Genomic DNA, 23299 nt, shown 5'->3' on the forward strand with positions numbered 1-23299 from the left:
CTGACGGTTGTCGCAGGCCACAGCCCCGCTACCGGGTGCACGATGCACCGACTCCTACACTTTTCACTTATGGTGACGAACGCGACGGGGCGCCGATGAGTCTTCCGGGAATCGGATCGGTGTCATTGTCGGGCTTCGCCCACCCCTGGTCGCTCCTGACCGCACTGTTACCCATCGCGTTGGTCGCCGCCTATCTCGCGGCACAGCGCAACCGCAGTGCCCGGCTTCGCAGCTATGCCGGCGACCAGCCGCGCACCGACGTCGTGCCCCTGCAGCCGACGCGCTGGCGGCACCTGCCGATGGTGTTCTCGGTGGCCGCGCTGCTGTCCCTGACCGTCGCTCTGGCCGCGCCCACCCACGAGATCAAGACCCCGCGCAACCGCGCGGTGATCATGCTGGTGATGGACGTCTCCCGGTCCATGGAGGCCGACGACGTCTCGCCGAGCCGGCTGGCCGCCGCGAAAGACGCCGCCAAACAGTTCGCGAAGAAGCTGACCCCCGGCGTGAACCTCGGTCTGGTCACGTTCTCCGGGAACACCAACCTGCTGGTGTCGCCGACCCCCGACCACAACGCGACCATCACCGCGCTGGACCACCTCACCGTCGACGACGGCACCGCGACCGGCGACGGCATCTTCGCGGCCCTGCGCGCGATCTCGACCCTGTCGGACGTGCTGGGTGGCAGTGGCAACACCGACAAGCCGCCGAAACGCATCGTGTTGCTGTCCGACGGCGCCGAGAACCGGCCGGGCAACCCGGACAGCCCGCACGGCGCGTACACCGCGGCGCGGACGTCCAAAGAGTCGGACACCCCGATCTCGACCATCGCGTTCGGGACCAAGGGCGGCAAGATCAAGGTCGACAATCAGAGCGTCAACGTCCCCGTCAACGACACCACGATGAAGCGGGTCGCCGAGCTGTCCGGCGGGCAGATGTACACGGCGGCCAAGATCGAGGACCTGAACAAGAGCTACGACGCCATTCAGCAGCAGATCGGCTACGAGATCATCCGCGGACCCGGTGGGACGGCATGGCTGCGCCTCGGCGTGTTTGCCCTGACGTGTGCGGTGATCTCCGCGCTGGTGATCAACCGGCGACTGCCGACATAGGGTTGAATATGACTCGTGGACAACGAAACTCGGGTAGTCAGCGCCAGCCGTGACATCGCCGCCCCGGCGGCGCGGATCTTCGAGCTGATCGCCGACCCCGCACAGCAGCCGCGGTGGGACGGCAACGACAACCTGGCGGAGGCGGCCGCCGGCCAACGCGTCCGCGGCGTGGGTGACGTGTTCGTCATGGGGCTGACCGTCGGCGCCGTCCGGGAGAACCACGTCGTCGAATTCGACGAGGGACGGCGCATCGCGTGGAAGCCGTCCGAACCCGGACTGCCGCAGCCGGGGCACCTGTGGCGCTGGGAACTCGAGCCCATCGACGACGGGCACACCCGCGTCACCCATACCTACGACTGGACCGCACTGACCGACGAGAAGCGGCTGAACCGGGCCAGGCAGACCTCCGCAGACTGGCTGCAGGCCTCGCTGGCCCGGCTCGCCGCGCTCGCCGAAGAGCAGTGACTACTGCTTGGGGGTGATGGTGGCCTTGAAGGTGCCGTCACCCTGGTTCAGCCAGGTGATGGTGCCCTTCTGGAACTCGCTGATCCAGCCGCCTTTGGGCACGTCCGGGCCGCCTGCGGTCTGCGCTTCATCGGTGGTGGGGAAGCCCAATTCGCCTCCCGCACCGCCCTTTTCGGTGTACTCGCGCAGAATTTCGCCCTGTACCAGATGGGCTCCGGTCGCGGGCGAGCTGAAGATGGTGCCTTTGGCGAAGGCCTGCACCGTACCGTCGCCGACCTTCTGGGGCTGAGCGGTCGGTAGGCCGAGGGCGGCCTCGCCGCCGGCCTTGTGGTACGCGTCGGCGATGGGGCCGTCGAGTTGTACCTCGCCGACGCCGGGTGCGTTGATGGACGAGGGTGGACCGGCCATCGCCGATGACGCGGCGCTCGACGCGGAGCTGGCCGCGGACGATGCCGCGCTGGCTCCCGAGCTGGCAGCGGATGATGCCGCACTCGCGCCGGAGCTGGCGGCCGACGACGCGGTGGAGCCGATGTCCTTGGTCTGCGAGCAGGCCACGACGGCGGCGCCGGTGACTGCGGCGATGCCGATGGCGGCGGCGGTGCGGCGGAACAGCAATTCGTTTTTCACGTGAAACTTCCCCTATGTATTCGACAGTGAAACGACTTCGCCATTGAAGTCCGAACCATTCCGACCGTATTGGTCACTGGTACGCCAAGTACTACTTTGAGGAAACGTTTAGGGTTGACAGCCACTGCCGCCTCATCGGCCTCAGTAGTTGCGCTATCGGCCCGAATTCTCATGCCTGCCTCATTGTTTGCTGGCATGGTGCGATGTCCCGATATCGGGCTAGATATCCCAGCAATGGAAATCGCTTGTCGGTATGCTGTGAGAAGCGAATCAGATTACGATCGCGATGCCCGTTTCTTCGTGGCTTCGGCCGTCGGGGCGAACGGAATGGACTAAGGAGAATCGGTATGACCACCGTTCGGCACTCGACCCGCAAGAAGATGGTGGCCGGCCTCGCCGTGACCGCCGGACTCGCCATGGGCCTGCTGTCTTCCTGCGGCGAGAAGGCCAAGGAAGAGCCGACCACCACCACGAGCACCACCACCACGACGTCGGCACCCGCCTCCTCGTCGCCGGTGACGCCGAGCGAGAAGGGCGGGCCCACCAAGGGTGGCAACTCGTTCTCCCCGACGGTGAAGGCTCCGGGACCGCAGACGGCGCTGCCGGGCAACGTCGTCACCGCTCCGCACTAAGACGGGAGCTCCATCCCAGTAGGTCGCCGATGCGCCGTACGGCGCATCGGCGCAGTACTGGTAGCCGCGGGGTTGACGGCGCTGGCGTCCGCCGGCCCGCCTGCTGAGCGGGGCGGACGGCTGTCCCTGTCCGGTCCACTGGCCCACCTGCTCTCGGCGTCGGTCGATCTCGGCCCCTCGGCAGCAGCGCACGTCGAACTCACCGCTGCGCTGACACGTGCCACGCGGCCCGACGGGCTGATCCAATGGGCAAGAGCCGCAGGGCTTTCGGTGCACTGGCGGCCCGGCGACGACTGGGCCACCGTCGAAGGCGACGCCCGTGCCATGGCGCGGGCGTTGCGCGTCGAGGTCCGCGACTACCGCGGGCGCCGCGGGCAGACCTTCTACGCCGCGACCAGTCAGCCTGAGCCGCCGCAGTCGCTGGTGCCCGAACTGAGCGGATTCGGCAGGCTCCTCGGCTACACGCCGTTCCGGGAGTCGCGGCCGCTGATCATGCCGCGTGACGTGCCCGCCGGTGGTCTCACGGCCCAGGATCTGCGCCGCGCCTACAACGTCTTTCCGCTGTCCGATCAGGGCTACACGGGCAAGGGACGGACCATCGTCATCTTCGGTTTCGACGGCTTCGATCAATCCGATCTCGACATGTTCGCCGACCTGAACCAGCTGCCGCGCTTCACCCCCATCGTGGTGGGGGACATGCCATCCGAGCGCACCGGCGAAACCACGATGGATCTCCAGATGGCGCACGCCATCGCGCCCGATGCCCGAACCGTCTACGTCAATGCCCGGCCGACGGTGTCCGGCGACGGTGCCTACCGCAAGATCGGCGAGATGATGGCCGACGCCGACCGGCGCTTCCCCGGCGCCGAGTGGAGCCTGTCGATCGGCTGGGGCTGCGACAAGATGCTCACCGCTGCCGATCTGGCGCCGGTGCGCTCGGCCCTGGCGCGGGCGCACCGGAGCGGCACCACCGCATTCGACGCCAGTGGTGACCTGGCGGGCCTGGAATGCAAAGGCGGGCAGGACTGGTCGGCACCGCCGAGCATCGACGACATCGGCCTGGACTCGGTGGCGTCGGTGCCCGAGATGACGGCCGTCGGCGGCACCACGCTGTCCACCGACGAGCACGGCCAGTGGCTGGGTGAGTTGGCCTGGTTCGACGTGCCGCTGACGCACGGCAGTGGCGGCGGGGCGTCGGCCCTGTTCGACCGCCCGGCATGGCAACGGGGTGTGCCGTCGGACCGCGGCCGCAACAAGCGGCTGGTCCCGGACATCTCGGCGGTCGCGGACTTCTTCACCGGAGCCCGCATGGTCTTCGGCGGTGAAACGGTGCTGGCCGGTGGCACGTCCATGTCCGCGCCGATCTGGGCCGGGATGGCCGCGGTGATCGACCAGTACCTGCTCGATCATGGCGGACGACTGCTCGGCGACCTGAACCCGTTGCTGTACCGCCTGGAGCGGGCCGGCCGCCTTCCGGCGTTCCACGATGTCACCGTGGGCGGTAACGCGGTCGCGATGGCCGGCCCCGGCTTCGACTCCGTCACCGGTCTTGGCACGCCCGATGTCGACAAGCTGGCGCGCAGCCTGCTGGTGGCGCAGGGGACAACCGGATGAGCGGCATCGGACTGGTGAGCACGCTGTTCCCGCAGCTCCCGGCACGCAGCCACCGGGCGTTCCAGATCGGTGTGGCCGTCTTCGTCGCATGGCTCGCCGGCGCCGCGGCACTGCGGCTTCCCGGTTTGTTCATCTCGCTTGTGGCCGTGGGGATTCCGCTGCTGTTCGCGCTGTACATCCGACAGTTGGACTACCAGGGCGCGGCGCAGGCCCGGCTGCTCGTGAGTGCGGGCCTCGGCATCGCGTTCGGCGTGGCCTTCGCCCTCGGGTCCGGCGCCGTCGTCGCGCGTGCCTACGGTGTCCCGCTCGAAAGTGGCGTTGCCGCAGTGCATCTGCGGACTGTCGAGGCCGGCCTCTCGGCGGTGGAGGCGCTGTTGGTCATCGCGCCCGCACTGCTTCTCCGGCTCTTCAGTCCCGGTGACCGAAAAGCGTTGTACGGCTATGTCATCGGCGCGAGCGGCGCCTTGGGCCTGACCGCCGCGACCACAGCGGTCCGGATGTTCGCCCAGCTGGATTCGGGACTCGTCGACCACGACCAGCCGTTGGCGGATTTTCTCATCGACGCCGTGATCCGTGGCATCACCATGCCCATCACCGCGGCGGCCGCCGCCGGCATGCTCGGTGCCGCACTGTGGTTCCGGCCCCGCGGCAGCCGGATCTGGTGGCGGGTACTGCTGATCGCGGTCGTGCCGGTGCTGGCGCACATGTGGCTCGGTGACGAGGATTCGGCCGACATCTCGCAGTGGGCGAAGCTGGCCTGGCACATCGCGTTCGCCGGGCTGGGGGTGCTGCTGCTCCGTCTGGTCCTGCGGCTGGCGTTGCGGCACGAAGAACCTGGCGGCGCCGCCCCCCACGCCGCGCGCGCACTGTCCGCGCCGCGGCTGGTCGCGATCTGGACGGCGGTGGTGGTGGTGCTGGCGCTCGGCCTGGTCGGCGTCGCCGCTGCGACGACCCAACCGGTGGCGCGGTATCAGTGCCCACCCAATTGCGGTCACCCGCCGATGGGGAAGCCCGTGGTGATCAACCCGCGCTTCACCGCCCCCGACGGTGCCTTCAGCGTCTCCTACCCGGCGCCGGGTACCGCCTATTCGGTGACCATGGACGACACCGGTGTGACGGCCCAATACACCGGTGGCACCGGCGGGATCATGCGGCTGTGGGGCGAACCGGCGCGGGGCCGCGACGCCAGGGACATCACCATGACGTTGCTGTTGGACAAGTTTCCCGACTCGCGGGTGGCCTACGAGATACCCAACACGTTGGTGGGGTACCACCCGGGTTACGGCGTCGCTGCCGACGACTGGCCGGACGGACAGAACGTCGTGGCCTCACGCACCCGCATCCTGGTCATGGTGGCCGTCAAGGACGACCTCGCGTTGATCGCCGCCGCGGCCGGACCGTTCAGCGAATTCGGTCCGGGCTCGGGGCCGCCGACCGGGGTCAGCCTGGAGCTGGCCGCGGATATGGGCAAGTACGTCAACAGCTTTCGGTGGCGAGGCGACCCGCCGCGCTGACGGCGACCGGCTCGCGCACCGGTCGCTGGACCAGATGATCCCTCGGGGTGAAGCGGTTGGTGCGCCGGCGGAAATCGGCAGTGCGCCGCGGCCGGAAGTCGCCGTAGTTCTGTTGGGCCGCCGGTGTCGGTTCGACCGCGGCGAAGCCGAAGTCGCGGGCGTAGGTCACTGCCGCGGCGAGGTACTCCGCCTGCGACTCTCGCATCTGTTCGACCGAGTTGTGGCGCAGGCCGATGTCCGGGCCGTGCACCAGGTAGCAGTTCGGGAAGCCGTGGACGGATGTGCCCAGATAGGCGACGGGCTCGCCGTCCCAGGTCTCGGCCATGGAGACGCCCGCGGTGCCGACCAGCCGGTCGGCCAGAGCGTCGGTGTCGACGACGACGTGGGTCGCCGTCTGCTCGCCGCTCGCGGTCGTGATGTGCCAGTGCTGCCGGTCGGCCCGCCAGTGCAGTGCCAGCACATCGTCGGTGGCGTGGTCGACCAGCACGATGTCGTCGACCGCCGCCTGGTGCAGCCGGACCGCCGCCGCGAGCGCGCCTGGGCCGGTGACCACGATCGCGACGTGGTGGTGGGGGACGGGCTGGTTCATCGGTGGTCGGTTGCCTTCGGGTCGTACGATGTGAACGCTGCTCACATTTATATGGGGCAATGTAAACAGTGTCAACATTTGTGAGACGGGACGCAGGATGACGGCGAAAGTGACGTACCACCACGGCGATCTGCGGACCGCCCTGGTGCAGTCGGCGCTGGCGCTGCTGGAAGAGGAAGGCGCCGCGGCGCTGTCGATGCGCGCCGTCGCCCGGCACGCCGGGGTCACCGCGGCCGCCCCTTACCGGCACTACCAGGACCGCGACGCGCTGATGTCAGCCGTCGCGGCCGTCGGCTATCGCGAACTGGCTCAGGACCTCGTGGCCGTCAGCCAGACCCCCTCGACAGCCGACGAGATCGCCGACGTCGCCATCGCCTACGTCCGATTCGCGCTGCGGCGTCCCGCGCTCTTCCGGGCGATGTTCAGCGAGCAGGGCGATGCCGGCAGCCCCGAGCGGGCCGACGCCGTCGCGGCGATCTCGACCTACCTCCGCGCGAACATCGCCCGCGTGTTTCCGGATGCGGACGCCGACGCGTTGAGCGACGCCGTCTGGGCGCTCGTGCACGGCCTGGCATTCCTGTTCCTGGACGGCAAGTTCGACAGCACCGACCCCGGTGAGCTGGAACGCCGCGTCCGGGCCGCGATGCGCGCCGTCGTGGGTCTGGCAGGGTCCTAGCGGCCCTCGGCGAACTCCCGAAGTGATTGCACCTGAACGGGATCCAGTGACGGCCGCACCGTCTCGCGGGCCTTGGCCACGTCGGCCGCGGTGACATCGGCGGCGTCGATCGACCGGCGCATCGCGGTCAGCGCGGCCTCGCGCAGCAGGGCGACGCAGTCCGCAGCGCTGTAACCGTCGAGCTCACCGGCCAGCTCGCCGAGGTCGACGTCGGGCGCCAGGGGAATGGATTTGCTTGCGGTACGCAGGATTTCGCGACGGGCCTCGGCGTCGGGCGGCTCGACGAAGACCAGCTTCTCCAGCCGGCCCGGCCGCAACAGCGCGGGGTCGATCAGATCCGGCCGGTTGGTGGCGCCCACCACCACGACATCGCGCAGCGGGTTGATGCCGTCCAGCTCGGTGAGCAACGCGGCCACCACGCGGTCGGTGACGCCGGAATCGAAGCTCTGCCCACGGCGCGGCGCCAGCGCATCCATCTCGTCGAGGAACACCAGCGACGGCGCGGAATCGCGTGCGCGCTGGAACAATTCGCGCACCGCGCGCTCCGACGAGCCGACCCATTTGTCCATCAACTCGGCGCCCTTGACGGCATGCACCGACAACCGGCCGGAGCTGGCCAGCGCCCGCACCAGGAATGTCTTGCCGCAGCCGGGCGGCCCGTACAGCAGCACCCCGCGGGGTGGTTCCACGCCCAGCCGCTCGAAGGTGTCCGGGTGCTGCAGCGGCCACAGCACCGCTTCGGTCAGCGCCTGTTTGGTCGCGACCATGTCGCCGACGTCGTCGAGGGTCACCGACCCGACCGCGACCTCCTCGGTCGCCGACCGCGACAGCGGCCGGATCACCGAGAGCGCGCCGGTCAGGTCATCCTGCGTCAGGGCGGGTTCGGCGCCGTCGGCGCTGGCTCGGGCGGCCGCCCGCAGCGCGGCCTCACGCACCAGGGCCGCCAGATCGGCGACGACGAATCCCGGTGTGCGTTCGGCGATCTCGTCCAGGTTCAAATCCTTGGCGGGCACCGACCGCAGCAGCACCTCCAGCAACGCCTTGCGAGTGGCGGCGTCGGGCAGGGTCAGTCCCAGCTCACGGTCGCAGAGATCGGGAGCGCGAAGGCGGGCGTCCACACCGTCGGGCACGGCGGACGTCGCGATGAATGCCACACCGCGGCTGGCGACGGCCTTGCGGAGCTCGGTCAGGATCAACGTGGCCACGGGTTCGGCGACGGCGGGCAACAGCGCGTCGACGTCGGTGATCAGCAGGACGCCACCGCCGTCGCGCACCGAACTCACGGCAGCGGCGACACCGGCCAGCCGGTCCTCCGCGCGCAGCGCCCCGACCTCCGGCCCGTCGAGCTCGACCAGGCGACGCGACGCGCACACCGTCCGCACCATGGCGGCCTTCCCGACGCCCGCGGGCCCAGACACCAGGACTCCCAGATTGGCGGTGGCGCCGAGGGTTTCGAGCAACTGGGGCTCGTCCAGAGCCAGCTTGAGCCACTCGGTCAGCCGGGTCACCTGGGCGGTCATGCCCTTGAGATCATCGATCGAAAGAGCTTGGGCGGCACCGGTTTCGGCCGGCGAGATCACCGGCTGCGCGGCCGCGGTGGCCGTGACGACGGTCGTGTCGCTCCAGGTGACCACCGAATTCGGCTGCACACTGACCGGGCCGGCGGGGTCGACGCCCGTCACGGTGAGCAGCTCCGAGGTCCAGGTGATGCCGACCTGGGTGGCCAGCGCCGCGGTGGCCGCCGACGTCGAGGTGCCCGGGCCCAGGTCCCGCGGCAGCAGCGACACCGTGTCGCCGACCGTCATCACCTTGCCCAGCAACGCCATTCGCAACGTCGCCGGCGATATCGAACTGCTGGCCAGCCGCGAACCGCTGACGGTCACCGAGCGGGCGCCGTACACCGTCGCGGGTGACACCAGCACCGGCGCGTCGGCCCGGATGCCGGCATTGGACAGCGTCACGTCGTCGAGCAGTGCGGTGCCCGGGGGAGTGCCGGCGGCGGCGACACCGACCACCGCGCAGGTGGTGCGCGTGCCGGTCAGCGACACCGCGTCCCACTCGCGGATACCCAGGGCAGCAATCGCTTCCGGGTGCAGCATCACCACGCCGCGACGGGCGTCGAGTGCCGAGGTGTTGAGCCGTGCGGTGAGCCGCAATTGGCCCGGTGGGGGTTCAGGTGACGCCGCGTCCCGCACGCCCTGCGTCATCGACGCGGACCCGGCCTACGCAACCGCAGTCGGGCCGTGGACCGGCGCTGGCCGCGGTCGGTGCGCCGCGGCTGCGCACGGCGGATGGCGCGGCGGGCCTGCCGCTGTTCCCGCGGTTTGTCGTCCCAGACTTCGGGGTGCGCACGCAGCCAGGCCTTGGTGCGGATGGCGAACGGGATGTGCAACACGTAGGCGACGATGATCACCAGGATCACGATGTAGCCGTACATCACCGAGGCGGCCACCAGGATGGCCAGCAGCGCCAGCAGCGGCAACGCCATGTTCGGCGGAATGGCGAACGTGTGCACCTTGCGCATCGGCACGGTGCTGACCACCAGCAGCGAGACACCGATCAGCCACACGCAGATGAACACCTGACCCCAGTGCGAATCCCACCACGGGCCCGGGAACTGCATCTTGGCCGCCAGCGGGCCGATGGCGCCGATCGCGCCGGCCGGGGCCGGCATGCCGGTGAAGAACTCCTTCTCGAACGCCGGGCCCTCCACGTCGAGCATCGCGTTGAAGCGGGCCAGGCGCAGCACGATGCACACCGCGTACAGCAGCACCACGATCCACGCCAGCGGCGAGGTGTTGTGCTCCAGCAGCGTCGCGTACACGATGAACGCCGGCGCCACGCCGAAGTTCACGGCGTCGGCCAGCGAGTCGATCTCGGCGCCCATCTTGGACGTCGCGTTCAGCATGCGGGCGGCGCGGCCGTCGAGCGCGTCGAGGATCGCGGCACCGGCCAGCAGTGCCATGGCCTCGGTGGGCCGGTGGTCGAGGGCGTACTTCACCGCCGACAGACCCAGGCAGATCGCCGCGACCGTCAGGGCGCTGGGGACCAGCTTCCGCAGGCTCACCTGCGGAGTCTTGATCCGGGGTTTCATGCCGGCGATCCGGTGGTCGGGAGCTCTGCCAGCACGGTCTCGCCGCCGATGGCGCGCTGCCCGATCTCGACCTCGATCACCGAGCCCTTGGGCAGGTAGGTGTCCAGGCGGGAGCCGAACCGGATCAGGCCGTACGTCTCGCCGAGCGCCAGGTGCGCACCCGGGTGGGTGTCGCACACGATGCGGCGGGCCAGCAGACCGGCCAGCTGCACCGCGACGACGTCATGGCCGTCGGCGGTGCGCAGCCAGATGCTGTTGCGCTCGTTGTCCTCGCTGGCCTCGGCCTTGTCGGCGGACAGGAACTGGCCCGGCTTGTGCTTGACGGTGATGACCTCACCGGCCACCGGCGCGCGCTGCACATGCGCGTCGAACAGCGACAGGAAGATGCTGACCCGCGGCAGCGGCTCGTCCGAGAGGTTCAGCTCGGCGGGCGGGACGGCCTCGTCGATGAGCGTCACCAGGCCGTCGGCCGGGGCGACGACGACGCCGGGCCGGCTCGGTGGCGTCCGCGGCGGATGCCGGAAGAACCCGGCGCACGCGGCGGCCGCGGCCAGACCGGCCGCCCGGACCCAGCGCTTGCGGTGGCCGATCGCGGCGACGCCGAGGGCGCCACCGACGAACGGCAGCCCGGCCGGGTGCATCGGGGGAACGGTGGAACGGACCAGGTCGACGAAACGGGACAGTTCGGACTCTGGGGTGTCAGCTGGGGGGCGCGCAGGTCTGGCCATGGGGACTCGATTCTACGGTTTGCGGGGCTCTAACTGAGATCCCAGACGGGCACGGGCGATCCAGCCGGTAATTCGACCACGTCCTCGCCGATGTCCAGCAGGCAGTTTGCCGTCGCCAGCCACCGCAGGTGGTGCGACGCCGGCGGGCCGTAGCTGCTGACCTGTTCATCGGTGCCGAGCACGCCGCGGCGGAACTGGCGTTTCCCGGCGGGGGAGGTCAGCTTCTCGGTGAGGGTCGCCGAGCGGCGCGGCCGTTGCGACGGCAGCCCCATCGCGGCGCGCAGCGGGGGCCGGATGAACACCTCGAACGAAACCAGCGCCGACACCGGGTTGCCCGGCAGCGTGATAATCGAGGTGCCGTTGGGTGTGTCCTTCAAGCGTCCGGCGCCCTGCGGCATGCCGGGCTGCATGGCGACCTTCACGAACTCGACATCGCCCGAAAGCGCGTCCTTCACCACCTCGTAGGCGCCGGCGCTGACGCCGCCCGTGGTGACGATCAGGTCGACGCCGGCAGCATGACCGGCCAGGGTCTCCCGGAACAGCGCGACGTCATCGGACGTCGCCGGTGCGGTCGTGACGTCGGCGCCGGCCTCCCGCAGCGCGGCGGCCAGCATGACGGCGTTCGACTCGTAGATCTGGCCCGGCTGCAGCGGGGTGCCCGGCGTGACGAGCTCGGTCCCGGTGGACAACACCAGGACCCGTTGCCGCGGAATCACTTTCAGCTCGGCCAAGCCGAGGGCGGCGGCCAGGCCCAGCGCCGCGGGGGACAGCACCTCACCGGCGGACAGCACCGTCATCCCGGCGGTGACGTCCTCGCCCGCGCGCCGGATGCTGCGACCTTCGGGGACCGCCGAGTAGATGGACACGACATCGGTCGCCCCGTCCGTGGCCTCCACCTGGACCACCGCGGTGGCCCCGGCCGGCAGCATGGCGCCCGTCATGATCCGGTGCGCGGTGCCGGGCGCCAAGGTCAGCAGGTCGGTGCGGCCGGCCGGAATGTCTTCGGCGACAGGCAGTTTCACGGGATTTTCGGCAGTGGCGGTGGCCACGTCGGTGGCCAGGACGGCATAGCCGTCCATTGCCGAGTTGTCGAAACCGGGCAGTGACAGCGGCGCCACCACATCCTCGGCCAGGGCGAGCCCGAGGGCCTCGGCCAGCGGTACGGCGACGGCCGGCCGGGCGCTGATCAAGCCGGCGACGACCTGCTGATGTTCCTCGACGGTCCGCATGACGCTAGATCGCGAAGGTGACGCCGGTGAGCTCTTCGGACACCGCCCACAGCCGCCGCTGAATGCCGGCGTCGTGCGACTGGGCGCTCGACTGCACCAGCACCGGGTGGCCGACCAGCTGCCGGATACCGGACGGGCCGTAGTACTCGCCGCCGCGCGCATCCGGATCGACGGCGGCGCGCAACGTGGCCAGCGCGCCGACCTCGGGGCTGTTGGCGACCAGCCCGCTCAGGGCGTTGAACCCGGGCAGGCTCGAACCGGGGATGTGGCGCATCAGCTCGGTGTTGGAGATGCCCGGATGCGCCGCGACCGAGATGGTCTCGGCATTGGTGGCCACGAGCCGGCGTTGCAGCTCATAGGCGAACATCAGGTTGGCCAGCTTCGACTGGCCGTAGGCGGCGACCCGGTTGTAGCGGCGCTTCTCCCACTGCAGGTCGGTGAAGTCGATCTTGCCCAGGATGCGGTGCGCGATGCTGCCGAGCGTCACCACCCGCGAGCCGGGGACGGACAGCAGGTTCTCGATGAGCAGGCCGGTGAGCGCGAAGGCGCCGAGATGGTTGGTGCCGAACTGCAATTCGAAGCCGTCGGCGGTCGTCTGCTTGGGCGGGTACATCACGCCGGCGTTGTTGATCAGCAGGTCGATCCGCGGATAGGCCGCGCGCAGGTCGTCGGCCGCCGCGCGGACCGAGGTCAGCGATCCCAGGTCCAGCTTCTGCACGACGACGTCGGCGTTCGGGGTGCTCGCCCGCAGCCGTGCGGCGGCGTCGTCCCCCTTGGCGGTGTCGCGCACCGCCAGCACCACGCGAGCGCCCTTGCCCGCCAACACCCGCGCCGTCTCGTAACCCAGCCCGGTGTTGGAGCCGGTGACGATCGCCACGCGCCCTGTCTGGTCCGGCACATCATTGGCGGTCCATTTGGTGGTCATGGCCGAAGACACTACCGAGCGGACCGCCTGAGTTGCGCGGGAGCGGCGGGCGTTTACTGTCGGCACCATGGCAATCGGCGGGGTGCTCTTCGACATCGATGGTGTCCTGGTGACCTCGTGGCGTCCGATCGACGGTGCGGCCGAGACCCTGCGGGCGCTGGAGGAGCACCAGATCGCCCGCTCGTTCCTCACCAACACCACCACCCGCACCCGCCAGCAGATCGCCGAATTGCTGTGTGCGGCAGGCATTGACGTCGCCGCCGACGAGGTCGTCACCGCCGCGGTGCTGACCGCCGACTACGTGCGCGACCGCTACCCCGGCGCCCGATGTTTCCTGGTGAACAGCGGCCAGATCGGTGCCGACATGCCCGGTGTCGATCTGGTGTACGCGTCCGACTTCGCCGGCCCACAGCAGCCCGACACGCCCGACGTCGTGCTGCTCGGTGGCGCGGGACCCGAATACACGCATCTGACCCTCAGCTGGGTCTACGACTGGATGGCCCGCGGCGTGCCCGTCGTCGCCATGCACCGCAGCAACGCATGGAACACCGCCGACGGCCTGCGGGTGGACACCGGGCTCTACCTGGCCGGGCTGGAACAGACCACCGGCTATCAGGGCACCGCCGTCGGCAAGCCCGCACCCGCCGGGTTCCTGGCCGCGGCCGCCCGGCTCGGCGTCGAACCCGAAGAGATGTACATGGTCGGCGACGACCTCAACAACGACGTCCTCGCGGCCCAGGTCGTCGGGATGACCGGCGTGCTGGTGCGCACCGGCAAGTTCCGCCAGGACACGCTGGACCGTTGGGCCGCAGACGAATTCGCGATGCAGCCGAACTATGTGGTCGACTCCGTCGCCGATCTGCCGGAGCTGCTGGGGCTCTAACGGCTCTAGGCCGTCAGCTCGCGCTGCATGTTCCGGATCGCGGCGATGCGGTCCTGCAGCTGCTCGCGGGTCGCGGCGGCCACCGGCGGACCGGGGTGCCGGCGCCGCAACTCGTTGTGGATCCAGCCGTGCGGCTTGCCGGTGCGGTGGTGGAACGCCGACACCAGCAGGTTGAGCTCCTTGCGCAGCTCGCGCAGCTGGCCGTGCGTCGTCATGGGTGGGGGCGGCGCGCCCGTGGCGGCGGCCTTGGCGCTGCGCTTCTGCAGCTGCTCGTCCTGGCGCTTGCTGAGCAGGTCACGCATCTGGCTGGGGTCGAGCAGGCCCGGGATGCCCAGGTAGTCGGCTTCCTCGTCGCTGCCGGTCTCCGTCGCGGTACCGAACGACGAGCCGTCGAAGATCACCTGATCCAGCTCGGCGTCCGACCCGAGCATCTCGAAGCCGTTCTCCAGCTCCGACTTCTCGTCTTCCTTCTTCTGCGCCTGCTCGAGCAGTTCGTCGTCGAGTCCGTCGGACACGCGGTGCGGCTTGCCGAGCACGTGGTTGCGCTCGCGCTCCAGCTCGCTGGCCAGCTCCAGCAGGTTCGGCACCGACGGCAGGAAGATGCTGGCCGTCTCGCCCTTGCGGCGCAGGCGCACGAACCGGCCGATGGCCTGCGCGAAGAACAGCGGGGTCGACGCACTCGTGGCGTACACCCCGACCGCGAGGCGCGGCACGTCGACGCCCTCGGACACCATGCGGACCGCGACGAGCCAGCGGCTGGTGCCCTCGGAGAACTGCGAGATGCGGGCCGATGCCGTCGGGTCATCCGACAGGATGACCGTCGCCTCCTCGCCCGTGATGGTGTGCAACAGCTTGGCGTAGGCACGCGCCGTGGTCTGGTCGGTGGCGATGATCATGCCGCCGGCGTCCGGGATGCTCTGCCGCAACTGGCCCAGCCGCTTGTTGGCCGCCGCGATCACCGCGGGCATCCATTCACCCTCGGGGTTCAGCGCGGTGCGCCAGGCCCGGGCCGTCTGCTCGGCGGTGAGCGGTTCGCCGAGGCGGGCCGCGTGCTCCTCGCCGGCGCTGTCGCGCCAGCGGGCCTCGCCCGAGTACGCCATGAACACCACCGGGCGGACCACGCCGTCGGCGAGCGCATCGGAGTAGCCGTAGGTGTGGTCGGCCACCGACTGCTGATGGCCGCTGCCGTCGGGCTCGTACTGCACGAAGGGGATGGGGCTGTCGTCGGACCGGAACGGGGTCCCGGTCAGGCAGAGGCGCCGCGTCGCGTCGTCGTAGGCCTCGCGGATGGCCTCGCCCCAGCTCTTCGAGTCGCCGCCGTGGTGGACCTCATCGAAGATCACCAGGGTCTTGTGGTTCTCGGTGCGCACCCGGTGCTTCGTCGGGTGGCTGGCCACCTGGGCATAGGTGACGACGATGCCGTGGTAGTCCGACGACGTCTGGCCCGTCGAGTTGCTGAACTTGGGATCGAGCGCCATGCCGACGCGCGCCGCGGCTTCCGCCCACTGGGTCTTGAGGTGCTCGGTCGGGACGACGACCACAACCTGGTCGACGGTGCGCTCCGTCAGCAGCTCGCCGGCGATCCGCAGCGCGAAGGTCGTTTTGCCTGCGCCCGGGGTCGCGACCGCAAGAAAATCACGTGGCTTGGCGGTCAGATACCGCACCAAAGCCCGACGCTGCCAGCCCCGCAAAGCCTGGGTGCTGGGCGCTGCATAAGCCCGCACCCGAAGACTCCTCCTTGGTCGAAGGGCAGTCTAGGGCAACGGGTTTGGCGGATGCACATTTGCCCGGCGTGTCCTGGCGCTCGGCTCGTCGGTGTCGCCGGCCGAGGTGCTGATCAGGCGCGTCACCGCGTCGCAGACGATGGCCTTGCGCTGGGCATGGTCGTCGATGCCGATCACGGCGAGCAGCGTGGGGCTGAGGTTGTGCCACATCGACGCGATGGTGAGCACCAGGGTGAACAGCACCGGCGCGGGCAGCTCACCCGTGAGCTTGCCGTCGGCCTGGGCGGCGGCGATGGACGCGATCTGTTCGTGCATCGTCTCGCCGGGAAACCCCGCGGCGGTGTCGTCGGCTCGCTCCAGCCGGTGCCAGGAGATCAGCCGGCCGACTTCGGGCTGGCCGGCATAGACATCGATCAGATGGGCGGCGTACGCGGGCAGGTCGTCGGCGACCACCGGGCTGTCGGCGAAGAACTTCTGCGTCATCGCGGCCCAGACGGCGTCGAACAGCTGATCTTTGCTGCCGAAGTAGTGATAGATCTGCGCCTTGTTGGCGCCGGCGTTGGCGGCGATGCGATCAACCCGCGCTCCGGCGATGCCGTACTGGGCGAATTCGGTGGTCGCCGCGCAGAGCAGCCGCGCGCGCGTGGCGTCGGAATCTCGCGGGTGGCCCATTCCGGAGATTTTAGCTGCCGGGTCGGCGTTTGCTAACTAACTAATTAGTTGACAGTGAGGTGAGGCCTGCCTAACGTTCGGCATCGGGTGGGACGTGGATCACAGGAGGTGGTGTGGTCGCTGAGCCCTGTCCGGAACGGTTGGCCGCGCCGCCCCCGGAACTCGTCGGTCGCGGCGAACAACTTTCGCGGTTGATGGCCGCGATCAGCGACACCCCGCGCGGGCGCACCGTGGTGGTGTCCGGTGCCGCCGGGTCCGGCAAGACCGCACTGCTCGACGTCGCCTGCCGGCACGCATGTGAGCTCGGGTTCCGGGTGCTGTCGATCGCCGGAACGCCGGGTGAAGCCGATACCCCGTTCGCCGGCGTCCACCAGCTCGTGCACGCCCTGGGCTGCTGGGGCGACGAGGCGCGGCAGTACCAGCGCGTCATCGACGAGGCGCTGCGGTCGCCCAGCGGGGAGCAACTCGAGACCGTCCGGGTCGCCATGGCGCTGCTCGGCCTCCTGGACGCGGTGGAGAAACGGCAGTCGGTCCTGGTCTGCATCGACGACGGGCAGTGGCTCGACGCCCCGTCGCGCACGGCGATGATATTCGCGGCCCGTCGCAGCGCAGGGCGGTCGTTGACCGTCGTGCTGGCGATCCCGGCCACGGCCGGAAAGATCCTCAGCGGGGACGGCCGCGCCGTCGAGATCGAACTTTCGCCGCTCGAGCGCGGTGACGCTGCCGTGCTGCTCGACCGGCAGCCATCGGTACCGCGGGGCTTGCGCCGCGAGCAGGTGCTGACGGCCGCCGCGGGCAACCCCGCGGCCGTCATCGCCTTCGCCGAGACCGCCGCGGCCGCTGACCTCACGGTGGGCCCCGCCGCCGAGCCCCTGGCGCTGCCCGCCGCGAGCCTCGGTTTCTACAGCCGCCGCCTTGCACTGCTGCCCGGAACGACGCGGGCCGCGCTGCTCGTGCTCGCGGCGGCCTCCGACCACGATCTGCGGCATCTGATGCCCGCGGCACTGGCGGACCCCGAGGTCCTCGCCCCGGCCGAGATCGCCGGGATCGTCCGGGTCGAGCCCGGCGGCGTGCGGTTCCTCGATCCGCTGCTGCGGTCCGCGGCGTATCACCGGGCCCCGGCGGCAGCCCGCTCGGCGGCACATCTCAGGCTCGCCGATGCCCTGGCCGCGCTACCGCACCGGCAGGTCTGGCATCGCGCGCAAGCGGCGCTCAAGCCCGACGATGCGCTGGCCGCGCAGCTGGCCGACACCTGCGACGAGGTGCTGCGCCGGGATGGCTACCTGGCCGCCGCCGTGACCATGCAGCGCGCGGCGATGCTGACCACCGATATCGGCGAACATGCCCGGCATCTGGTGCGCGCCGCGCCCCTGGCCCGCAACGCCGGCGACCCGCACTGGGCCGCGGCGCTGAGCCGGTGTGCGCTCGACGGCGTCGATGACGTCATCTCCCGGGTGCGCGCCCACACCGAGTTGGGATCGGCGCGCTGCTGGGATGCCGACAACCAGCGGGTGCTGGACCTGCTGCTGGAGTCGGCCGGCCTGGCGATCGACGTCGCTCCGGCGGTCGCCTGGGAGTCGCTGCGGGTGGCCGCGACGGTCACCTTCATCGCCGACGACGCCGCGGGGCGATGTGGTGTCACCCGCCTGCTGCGGCAGTTGGAGGACACCGCGGCACCCCGGAACGTGCCCGCCCTCGCCGACCGGCTCTGGATCCGTACCGCCACCGATCCGCACCGGGCCCATCTGATGTCGCCGGAGATCGTCGCGCTGTCCGGCCGGGTCGGCGACGCCGTCGGGCTCACCGCGGTCGGGGCGGCGGCCTGGCTCGCCGGCGAACCTGACCTGGCGGTGCGCTGCCTGCGCGGCGCGCACACCGGAGCGCTGGCGCCGCGCTTCGGTGGCTTGGCCTCGACCGCCCTGTCCTGGGCCTTCGTCGAATCGGGCCGCTGGGACGAGGCCGTCGACGCGGCAACCACCATGAGTTCCTCGGCGGCCGTCGCCGGCGTTCCGGTCGTCGCGCGGATCGCGGATCTGGTGATCGCCACCGTGGCGGCCCGGCGCGGGCAGATCGCCACCGGCCGTGCGCGCCTCAAGTCGGCCGCGGCGTTGGCAGATTTCCGGGACCGGCCCGCGCTGGCGGCGTGGATGCACCACATCGCGGGTTCGATCGCCCTGGCCGAGAACCAGGACACGACCGCCCACGCCGAACTGGCGGAGCTGTTCGACGAGTCCGGATTGCCGCTGCACGCATATGCGTCGTATCTGGCGTTGGCGGATTACGCCGAGGCCGCGGTGCTGACGGGCCGCATCGACCGGGCCCGCGAACAACTGACCCGGATTGTGAGTCATCTACCCAGATCCGTGTCACCGCGGTTGACCCAGCTGGTCGCGCATGCGGACGCCGTCCTCAATCCAGAGACCGCCGGGGCGCGCTATGTCGAGGCGCTCGCCGATCCGGCAGGCAACCGGTGGCCGTTCGAGCGGGCGCGGCTGCGCATCAGTTACGCTGGATGGCTGCGCCGGCACCGACGGCGCCGGGACTGCCAGCATCAATTGGCCGCGGCCCTGACCGTCATGCAGGACCTCGGCGCGGCGCCGTGGGTCGACCTGTGCACCCGTGAGTTGCGGGCGGCCGGGGTGCGACCGCATTCGTCGTCGGTGCAGACCGGCACATTGAGCTCGCAGGAACACAACGTCGTCTACCTCGTCAGCGAGGGGTACACCAACCCGCAGATCGCGAGCATCTTGAACCTGTCGGTGCGAACGGTGTCCAACCACCTGTATCGGTCGTTCCCCAAGCTCGGTGTCACCAGCCGCCATCAGATTCATGATGTGGCGCGCCCAGCCGGCTGGACGAGCGACCGTCCCTGAGGTCCGCAAACGGAAAGTCGGCGGCGACGGAAAATCCGCCGCCGCCGACCGGTCTCACGCGTCAGGCCGCGCTGTGCGACTTCGACTTGCTTTTCGAGCCGGTGTGCGAGCCCTTGTCACTGCCACCCTTGGTGCTGCCGCCCTTGGCGCCCGAGTCCGATCCCGACGCCGAACCCGAAGAGCTCGACGACGAACCCGTGCCGGCGCCGGCGCTCGAACCGGAGTCGGAGCCCGCCTTGCCCTGATGGCCCTTGCGGCCGGGGGTGGTCGTCTTGGTGCCATCGCTGCCCGAGGACGACGACGAGGAGGACGAGGACGAGCCCGAGCTGCTGGAGCTGGAGCTGGAACCCGTCTTGGTGTCGCCGGTCTTGGTGTCACCCGTCTTGCTGTCACCGGTCTTGCTGTCACCGGGCTTGGTGCCACCGGCCGACGCCGAGTCCGTGGCCTTGCCGTCGGTGCCGGTGGTCTCGCCGGCCTTGGTCTCACCGGCCTTGGTCGTGCCCTCGGTCGCCGGACCGGTCGACTCGCTCGTCGAGCCGGTCGCCTTGACCTTGTCGGTGCTCGCGGTGTCGGTCGCGCCGGCCTTCGTCGCCGCGGCGGTGCTCAGCGTCACCGTCGTGGCGGTGGTGGAGGGCACGGCGGCGATATCGGAGACGGCCTTGGTGGTGGTCGTTGCGGCAGCCGCAGCCGGCTTGGCGGGGGTGATGTCGTTGAGGATCGACTTCACGACGGCGACGATGGCCTGCACCGTACCGGCGATCGTGGTGCCGCCGGGGACGGTTGCCCCGCCGCCGAACAGGCCGCCGCCGTAGATGTTGAAGCCGGGGATGTTGAGTCCCAGCAGCGCACCGAGGTTGGGGCCGTAGCCACCGTTGAGCAGGCCGTCGATGACGGTGGCGGGCGCCTGGATGACGGCGGTCGCCAGCTTGCCGAGGTCGCCGGCCTTCATCGCGTTGATGACGTTCTGCGTGGCGGTCCCCATGGCGCCCAGGGTGCTGGCGACCGGTCCGATGAGGCCGACGCCGAGCTCGAGCATGATGTTCGGCAGATCGTTGGCGATGTTGATGACGCTCTGCAGCGGCTGCGAAATCAGGTTGCCGAGGGCCTTGGGCAGGGGCCCGATCGGGTTGATCGCGGCGAAGATGGGCAGCACGATCGCCAGCTGGAGGTTGTTGAGCGCGCCCTCGACGTTGGCCTTGCCGAGGTCGCTGAACGCGGCCCCGAGGTAGCCGGGCACCTCTTTGGTCAGCGCCGTGGCCACGGCCTTGCCGCTCTCGCCGAGGGCGTTGACCAGACCGGTCATGGTGCCGACCTGGTTGGTCAGAATCTGACGCAGGATCGGGAACAGCCCCATGTCCAGGTAGGACTTCACGTCGGCCTGCAGGTTGCCGGCGGCGGTCTTCAAAACCTGGCCGTACAGGTCGAACGGACTGCTGGTCAGGTTGACGGCGGCAGTCGACACCGCGTGACTGATCGACGGGAGCGACGGCATGTGGGCCAGTGGTTGGACGGGAGTGACTGCGATGGCTCCCGCCGTCAGCAGGGTGGCTCCGGAAAGGACGGACGATCGAACGGCGGCGTGCAAGATGGGTTTCCTCTCATTCGCTGCGGCCGGATGGTGGCGGCAGCGTCTACCTGACTTTTCCGTCGGTTCGATCACGGATCGAACAAATATTGACGGCAACGCACATCATGGGATGTTTGTGTTACTGGCCGGTAGAGACAAATGACTCAATGTGCACGGCTCGAGAGGAACGCCGGTCCGAGGCCCGGCCGCCGGGCGTTATTCCACGAAGAAGTTGTCGTGCTTGATGAACCACTCGCGACGTTCGTCGTCCGTCATGTCGGCGAGTTGGCCGAACCCCTCGAAGTAGGCCTCGCGGGGTGCACCCGGGGCGAACAGCATCAGAACCGACGCAGGCTCGTCGGCCTCGTTGCGGAAACCGTGGATGCCACCCGGCGGGACGTAGAGGAAGTCGTTGGGGCCGGCCTGCACCCAGTCGGTGCCGTCGTACAGCGTCATGGTGCCGGACAGCACGAAGAACGCCTCGGACATGGCGCGGTGGAAATGTGGGCCCGGGCCACCGCCGCGCGGCACGATGTCGACGCGGTACAGGCCGTAGTCGCCCGCGGTCTTCTTCTGGTTCGCGAGGTAGTGGTACTGGATCACGCCGTGTGAGTCGTAGTCGGGCGGCTCGTCACCGCGCCGCAGCGTGGCACTGACTTCTGGTTGAGCGGATGTGTACCGGGCCGGGGGATAAGGCGGTACTACCAACGACATGATCGACTCCTGGTGGCCATCGAGCGTCTGGCTCCTCGACTCTCACCATAGGACGGCCCGCCGTTCACGCGGTTCGGGGCGAACTCACAGGCTGCGGACACGCGTTGTTCAGAGTCCCGGCCTAGCGTCCGTGCGGTGATAACCAGACGCGCCTTCCTGGCTGCTGGGGCCGCAGCTGCCGGTTCGCTGGCGCTGGCCGCGCCGAGCGTGGCCGCGCAGGATCCGAGCGCCGTCGCCGGCCAGTACGCGCGGCGGGTGCCGACGCAATGGGGGATGGCGCTGCCCGGGATCGTCACGTCGATCCCGGCCCGCGGGCGTCAGCTCGCGCTGACGTTCGACGCCTGCCGCGGCGGTGTCGACGACGCGCTGCTCGACACGTTGCAGCGCAACAACGTGCCCGCGGTGCTCTTCTTCAATTCCCGGTGGATCGACCAGCACCCCGACCGCGCCGAACAGCTGGCCGCCAACCCGTTGTTCGAGATCGGCAACCACGGCACCCGTCATGTGCCGCTGTCGGTGACCGGCCGGGCCGCCTACGGCATCGCCGGCACGCGGTCGGCCGCCGAGGTCGTCGACGAGGTGTGGGGCAACCAGCTGAAGCTCACCGCACTGACCGGCCGGGCACCCACCTGGTTCCGGCCCGGCACCGCGCACTACGACGATGTCGCCGTGCAGATCGTGCGCGACCTCGGGCTGCAGCCGCTCGGGTTCAGCGTCAACGGTGATTGCGGCGCCACCTTGCCCGCGGGCCGGGTGCGCGCGAATGTCGTTGGAGCGCAGCCCGGTTCCATCGTCATCTCCCACATGAACCACCCGGGCTCGGGTACCGCGGCCGGCTACGCCGGGGCCATCGCCGATATGCGGGCGGCCGGGTGGGAGTTCGTGCGGCCCGCCTAGCATCGGTGCGGTGGAGAAGTTTGACGAGGGCATGCGCGCCGCGCGGCTTCTGGATGCTCAGGACAAAGCGGCGGAACTGTTCGCCGCCATCGAAGAACGCGGGCTGATCCGGCCGGGCGTCGGCGAGCGTCAGGTGACCGACGAGATCCGTGATCTGGCGGCCGAAATCCTCGGCGTCACCCGGCACTGGCACAAGCGGATCGTCCATGGCGGCGAGAACACGCTCGCGACCGCGCGGGACAATCCGCCGGACCGGGTGATCACCGACGACGATATCGTGTTCGTCGACCTCGGCCCGCTCTTCGAAGAGTGGGAAGCCGACTTCGGCCGTACCTTCGTGCTCGGCGACGATCCGCGAAAGTTGGCCTTGCGCAACGACTTACCGAAGGTGTGGGAAGCGGCGCGGGCGCACTTCGAGTCGACCCCGGACATCACCGGCGCGCAGTTGTTCGACCACGTCGTCGGGTTGAGCCGCGCTGCCGGCTGGGAATTCGGCGGCGCGATCGCCGGGCACCTCGTCGGGGAGTTTCCACACGAGAAGATTCGTGGCCACGAGATCGACTCCTATGTGGCGCCCGGCTCGGACCTGCCGATGCGGCGACTGGATTCCCAAGGGCGGCAATGTCATTGGATTCTCGAAGTGCATCTCGTCGAACCGGGCCGACGGTTCGGCGGGTTCCAGGAGGAGTTGTTGGACCTGCGCAGGTGACGGCACGGGCCGTCCTGAACAGACGAATGCGGTGTGGCGCCGACCGGCGCCACACCGC

Annotated in this window: 21 protein-coding genes; 10 read left to right on the plus strand and 11 right to left on the minus strand. The window is 69.8% G+C overall.

Annotated elements, in window-relative coordinates:
• Positions 1–95 precede the first annotated feature (95 nt).
• Together ACJH6I_RS20290 and ACJH6I_RS20295 are read left to right on the plus strand one after the other, a co-directional pair.
• Positions 96–1109 (plus strand): VWA domain-containing protein, encoded by a 1014-nt coding sequence (locus tag ACJH6I_RS20290; protein ID WP_318986641.1) that lies wholly within the window; start codon positions 96–98, stop codon positions 1107–1109.
• 15 nt (positions 1110–1124) lie between these two features.
• The gene (locus ACJH6I_RS20295; protein ID WP_318986640.1) at positions 1125–1574 is read left to right on the plus strand and encodes an SRPBCC family protein; all 450 of its coding nucleotides are present in this window, start codon (positions 1125–1127) and stop codon (positions 1572–1574) included.
• On the opposite strand, the gene ACJH6I_RS20300 is transcribed toward ACJH6I_RS20295, so the two are convergent.
• Complete coding sequence (locus ACJH6I_RS20300; RefSeq protein WP_406774292.1) at positions 1575–2201, minus strand: LGFP repeat-containing protein; 627 nt, start codon at positions 2199–2201, stop codon at positions 1575–1577.
• Between the two features lie 347 nt (positions 2202–2548).
• Between ACJH6I_RS20300 and ACJH6I_RS20305 the strand changes: the two genes are divergently transcribed.
• The 3 genes from ACJH6I_RS20305 to ACJH6I_RS20315 all read left to right on the plus strand — a co-directional run bounded on the left by ACJH6I_RS20305 (position 2549) and on the right by ACJH6I_RS20315 (position 5961).
• Entirely contained in the window at positions 2549–2833 is a 285-nt protein-coding gene (locus tag ACJH6I_RS20305) for a hypothetical protein (protein ID WP_167526427.1), read from the plus strand.
• A gap of 72 nt (positions 2834–2905) precedes the next feature.
• The gene (locus ACJH6I_RS20310; protein ID WP_318986639.1) at positions 2906–4447 is read left to right on the plus strand and encodes a S53 family peptidase; all 1542 of its coding nucleotides are present in this window, start codon (positions 2906–2908) and stop codon (positions 4445–4447) included.
• The gene (locus tag ACJH6I_RS20315; RefSeq protein WP_318986638.1) at positions 4444–5961 is read left to right on the plus strand and encodes a zinc ribbon domain-containing protein; all 1518 of its coding nucleotides are present in this window, start codon (positions 4444–4446) and stop codon (positions 5959–5961) included. Before ACJH6I_RS20310 ends, ACJH6I_RS20315 begins: the two co-directional genes overlap by 4 nt.
• Here the strand turns inward: ACJH6I_RS20315 and ACJH6I_RS20320 are convergent.
• Entirely contained in the window at positions 5924–6550 is a 627-nt protein-coding gene (locus ACJH6I_RS20320) for a hypothetical protein (RefSeq protein WP_318986637.1), read from the minus strand. The genes ACJH6I_RS20315 and ACJH6I_RS20320 overlap by 38 nt on opposite strands.
• A gap of 97 nt (positions 6551–6647) precedes the next feature.
• Here ACJH6I_RS20320 and ACJH6I_RS20325 point away from each other — a divergent pair, with 97 nt between their 5' ends.
• A complete protein-coding gene (locus tag ACJH6I_RS20325) occupies positions 6648–7226 on the plus strand; it encodes a TetR/AcrR family transcriptional regulator (RefSeq protein WP_318986636.1) in 579 nt (192 codons plus the stop codon).
• Here the strand turns inward: ACJH6I_RS20325 and ACJH6I_RS20330 are convergent.
• Genes ACJH6I_RS20330 through ACJH6I_RS20350 form a run of 5 tightly spaced genes read right to left on the minus strand, consistent with a single transcriptional unit; the run spans position 7223 to position 13202 of the window.
• Positions 7223–9433 carry an AAA family ATPase gene (locus ACJH6I_RS20330; protein WP_318986635.1) on the minus strand — a complete coding sequence of 737 codons (2211 nt, stop codon included), beginning with the start codon at positions 9431–9433 and terminating at the stop codon, positions 7223–7225. The genes ACJH6I_RS20325 and ACJH6I_RS20330 overlap by 4 nt on opposite strands.
• Entirely contained in the window at positions 9430–10320 is an 891-nt protein-coding gene (gene pssA / locus ACJH6I_RS20335) for a CDP-diacylglycerol--serine O-phosphatidyltransferase (RefSeq protein WP_318986634.1), read from the minus strand. Before pssA ends, ACJH6I_RS20330 begins: the two co-directional genes overlap by 4 nt.
• A complete protein-coding gene (locus tag ACJH6I_RS20340) occupies positions 10317–11048 on the minus strand; it encodes a phosphatidylserine decarboxylase (RefSeq protein ID WP_318986633.1) in 732 nt (243 codons plus the stop codon). The genes pssA and ACJH6I_RS20340 overlap by 4 nt, the downstream gene beginning before the upstream one ends.
• A 29-nt stretch (positions 11049–11077) precedes the next feature.
• Positions 11078–12277, minus strand: coding sequence for a gephyrin-like molybdotransferase Glp (gene glp, locus ACJH6I_RS20345; RefSeq protein WP_318986632.1), 1200 nt, complete (start codon positions 12275–12277; stop codon positions 11078–11080).
• Positions 12278–12281: 4 nt separating this feature from the next.
• Positions 12282–13202: an SDR family NAD(P)-dependent oxidoreductase gene (locus tag ACJH6I_RS20350; RefSeq protein ID WP_318986631.1), complete on the minus strand. Its 921-nt coding sequence runs from the start codon at positions 13200–13202 to the stop codon at positions 12282–12284.
• A 67-nt stretch (positions 13203–13269) separates the two neighbouring features.
• Between ACJH6I_RS20350 and ACJH6I_RS20355 the strand changes: the two genes are divergently transcribed.
• Positions 13270–14085: an HAD-IIA family hydrolase gene (locus ACJH6I_RS20355; RefSeq protein ID WP_318986630.1), complete on the plus strand. Its 816-nt coding sequence runs from the start codon at positions 13270–13272 to the stop codon at positions 14083–14085.
• Positions 14086–14090: 5 nt separating this feature from the next.
• Here the strand turns inward: ACJH6I_RS20355 and ACJH6I_RS20360 are convergent, their stop codons facing one another.
• Positions 14091–15809: a DEAD/DEAH box helicase gene (locus tag ACJH6I_RS20360; protein ID WP_318986629.1), complete on the minus strand. Its 1719-nt coding sequence runs from the start codon at positions 15807–15809 to the stop codon at positions 14091–14093.
• A gap of 30 nt (positions 15810–15839) precedes the next feature.
• The gene (locus ACJH6I_RS20365; RefSeq protein WP_318986628.1) at positions 15840–16481 is read right to left on the minus strand and encodes a TetR family transcriptional regulator; all 642 of its coding nucleotides are present in this window, start codon (positions 16479–16481) and stop codon (positions 15840–15842) included.
• 113 nt (positions 16482–16594) lie between these two features.
• On the opposite strand from ACJH6I_RS20365, the gene ACJH6I_RS20370 reads away from it, so the two are divergent.
• Positions 16595–19354 (plus strand): LuxR family transcriptional regulator, encoded by a 2760-nt coding sequence (locus tag ACJH6I_RS20370; RefSeq protein WP_318986627.1) that lies wholly within the window; start codon positions 16595–16597, stop codon positions 19352–19354.
• Between the two features lie 61 nt (positions 19355–19415).
• On the opposite strand, the gene ACJH6I_RS20375 is transcribed toward ACJH6I_RS20370, so the two are convergent.
• Both ACJH6I_RS20375 and ACJH6I_RS20380 read right to left on the minus strand, forming a co-directional pair.
• Positions 19416–20846: a hypothetical protein gene (locus tag ACJH6I_RS20375; protein WP_406784431.1), complete on the minus strand. Its 1431-nt coding sequence runs from the start codon at positions 20844–20846 to the stop codon at positions 19416–19418.
• Between the two features lie 291 nt (positions 20847–21137).
• A complete protein-coding gene (locus tag ACJH6I_RS20380; RefSeq protein ID WP_318986625.1) occupies positions 21138–21635 on the minus strand; it encodes a cupin domain-containing protein in 498 nt (165 codons plus the stop codon).
• Between the two features lie 135 nt (positions 21636–21770).
• On the opposite strand from ACJH6I_RS20380, the gene ACJH6I_RS20385 reads away from it, so the two are divergent.
• Positions 21771–22532 (plus strand): polysaccharide deacetylase family protein, encoded by a 762-nt coding sequence (locus ACJH6I_RS20385; RefSeq protein WP_318986624.1) that lies wholly within the window; start codon positions 21771–21773, stop codon positions 22530–22532.
• Positions 22533–22563: 31 nt separating this feature from the next.
• Complete coding sequence (locus ACJH6I_RS20390) at positions 22564–23241, plus strand: M24 family metallopeptidase (RefSeq protein WP_318986667.1); 678 nt, start codon at positions 22564–22566, stop codon at positions 23239–23241.
• Positions 23242–23299 lie beyond the last annotated feature (58 nt).

This window comes from Mycobacterium sp. SMC-13 (genome assembly GCF_045311035.1).
GTDB lineage: Bacteria > Actinomycetota > Actinomycetes > Mycobacteriales > Mycobacteriaceae > Mycobacterium.